Below are 1,278 nucleotides of genomic sequence, written 5' to 3'. Positions count from 1 at the left end.
GCCCACGTCCACCACAGGTGGACACGGATTTGGTACAATGTTCTTGGGGACAAAGTTCCCCGTGGACCTTGAAACTTGGAGTAGGGGGTTCCATCGGGTAGTCCGATGGGTAAAACTCCAAACGAACACCCGTGGCAGAGCCGGAAGCATTGCGCTCGCCTGCCGATACGGAGTCAAGGTCTTTCTGGGCCTGGACGGGGCCTTCGGGGGAGACCCCGCGTGCTTTCCCGCAGGGAAACACCCTAGGAAGCCCCGGACTTTAGTCTGGGGAGTCGTCACGAACCCTGACGCGACCTGGTTCGCAAGCTGGGGGAACTTTGAGGGCGAAGAATAAAGGATTCAAGAGCTACACGGGGTAGCTATGAGAATACGCTTTGGAACAGAAGGTTTTCGGGGGGTTATCGGTAAAGAGTTTACCTTTGATGTGATAAGACACCTGGCGGGTGCATATGGCCTTTTTTTGCAAGAGAGAGGGGAGACTCGCGTTGTAGTTGGGCACGATACCCGATTCATGGCCGAAACCTTTGGAAGGGCCTTTGCAGCTCACCTCTCGGGAATGGGCCTCGAGGTTTTTCTGCTCAAAGGGCCCGTGCCCACACCTCTTCTTTCCTTTGCTGTTCGGCATTTGGAAGCTGGGGGAGGGGTCATGGTCACGGCCAGCCATAACCCCCCTGAGTATTTAGGTGTGAAGTTCAAAGATTCTACTGGTGGGCCTTTAGCTCCAGAGTCCTATAAGGTTTTGGAGACCCTCCTCTTGAAAAAGGGACCTTTCAAGGAGCGACCCTACAAGCTTCTAGAACTGAAGGAAGAGTATTTCCGTGCCCTAGCTAGTGTGGTGGATCTAGAACGAGTAGCTCGCTTTCACGGCGTTCTTTATCACGATAGTATGGGTGGTGCCGGAGGCGGATTTTTGCGGGAGTTTTTTCGCTATGTGGACCTTCCTATTGAGGTAAGACCGATCCGAGAAGAACCCCACCCTCTTTTCCACGGCGTGAACCCCGAACCTATCCCCAGCAATCTTGGTGTTACCCAAGAGATTATGGCCAGTGTGGAGCCGCCGTCCGTGGCCGTGGCTACCGACGGAGATGCCGACCGGGTGGGAGTTGTACTGCCAGGGGGGCGCTTTTTCAATCCCCACCAGGTGTTGTGCGTCCTTGCTTTCTATCGCCACAGTAAGGGGTTGAAAGGGCGGGTGGTGAAGAACTTTGCTGTAACCTGGCTCCTGGACCGCTTGGGTGAACGTTTGGGTTTCCGGGTGACGACTACTCCAATACCTTC

The 1,278-nt window shown here is 54.9% G+C and carries 1 protein-coding gene; it reads left to right on the top strand.

The genetic code is table 11. The features are described 5' to 3' along the window. Positions 1-361: 361 nt before the first annotated feature. A partial coding sequence (locus TNMX_RS12540; protein ID WP_156919404.1) for a phosphoglucomutase/phosphomannomutase family protein occupies positions 362-1,278 on the top strand: 917 nt, incomplete at its 3' end.

The sequence above is a fragment of the Thermus sp. NMX2.A1 genome (assembly GCF_000511705.1).
GTDB classification, from domain to species: Bacteria; Deinococcota; Deinococci; order Deinococcales; family Thermaceae; genus Thermus; species Thermus scotoductus.
The sequence above is the reverse complement of the archived record's forward strand: the minus strand, read 5'-3'. Positions and strand labels throughout refer to the sequence as shown.